At 62.9% G+C, this 1,209-nt stretch carries 3 protein-coding genes; 1 reads left to right on the plus strand and 2 read right to left on the minus strand.

The features are described 5' to 3' along the window. On the minus strand, nucleotides 1-605 hold a 605-nt coding region (locus tag CON76_RS12640), incomplete at its 3' end, for a hypothetical protein (RefSeq protein WP_205758246.1). A 4-nt stretch (nucleotides 606-609) separates the two neighbouring features. Next, nucleotides 610-939, minus strand: coding sequence for a hypothetical protein (locus tag CON76_RS12645; protein ID WP_145995471.1), 330 nt, complete (start codon nucleotides 937-939; stop codon nucleotides 610-612). A gap of 76 nt (nucleotides 940-1,015) precedes the next feature. Here CON76_RS12645 and CON76_RS12650 point away from each other — a divergent pair. Continuing rightward, nucleotides 1,016-1,209, plus strand: a 194-nt coding sequence (locus CON76_RS12650) for a transposase family protein (RefSeq protein WP_240592785.1), incomplete at its 3' end; no start/stop codon positions are given.

Here is a 1,209-nt window from a genome sequence, read left to right on the forward strand (position 1 = left end):
GCACCCGCTGCACCCGCTGCACCCGCTGCACCGGGCACCGCTGTGGCAGTGGCCAGCGCCGGGGCGCCGCCGGGGCCGGTGATCGTGGTGGCAGGGGCGCCAGCCGCACCAGCCGCGCCGGGCACCGCTGTGGCAGTGGCCAGCACCGGGGCGCCGCCGGGGGCACCAGCCCCAACCGCTTTCACAAACCTCCCCTTGCTATCTCGCTGGCGTGGCTGTGCAGCCTTCTCGCCCACCTTCAAATTCGATACTGTGTTGGCACTCGAAAACTCGGTGCTGCTCGGCCCCACCTTGACCGTGGCATCCGTTACCGATTCCGTATTGACGAACCACGTCGTTGCACCCCGCCCCGACGGGGCCACCACCTTGACCGTAACCGATGGCGCCTCGATCTTTTGCGGTGTTGCTGCAACCGATTGGCTGCTGCTCGAACTCACCGCCGTTGCCGCTGTCGGCCTCTCTGGCGTCCCACCCAGCAACCCGGACAACGCACGCTTGATCGCGCCTACATCGTCCCGGATGTCCTTCAAAATCTCGGCGGTATCGTCCAGGGAAACCCGTTCACCCAGCAAAAAACCCTGCCCATCATGCTTCAACGTGGCCATTGCGTCACACCTTCAAAAACGTATCCAGCTGGGAAAAACTCATCTGCAACTCTTGCAAGGCATCCTCGCGCCGCGAAAAGCCCACCTCAAGACTGGCGGGCCTGAAAAGACCCTTGTCCTCATAGCCCGACGATGTGGGTTCGATGTACGAGTGAACGATCTTGATCGTGATGGCACTCTCACCCGGCAAGCCCACCGTGCCGTCTTGCGCTGCCAGGGCCGCGTGGTGCATGGAAAACCACTGCTTCAGCGTGCCGTTTTGGTCGTCCATCGTCGTGATACGCATTTCCACCGGCTCGCTGCCCTGCACAATGTCCACCCAGGGCAATCGCATTTGAATTTCCCCCCCCGCTGCTGGCGTGAGGTGAAAGAATGGCTCCTTGAGTACCAACCGTCAAAAGGAGCCAAAGATGGACTTGTGGGAAGCCTTCGCGGAGTTGCCCGACCCGCGCACGGGGCCTGCGCAGCGTCACGACCTGCGCGAGATGATCTTTATGGCGCTGGGTGCCGTGCTGTGCGGCTGCAACAACTGGGTGGAGATCGCTGACTGGGCCGAAGATCACCAGGCGTGGCTGGGCGAGTACCTGGAGCTCAAGCATGGCAC

The sequence above is a fragment of the Macromonas bipunctata genome, from assembly GCF_002837135.1.
In the GTDB taxonomy this organism is placed as follows: Bacteria; Pseudomonadota; Gammaproteobacteria; order Burkholderiales; family Burkholderiaceae_C; genus Macromonas_A; species Macromonas_A bipunctata.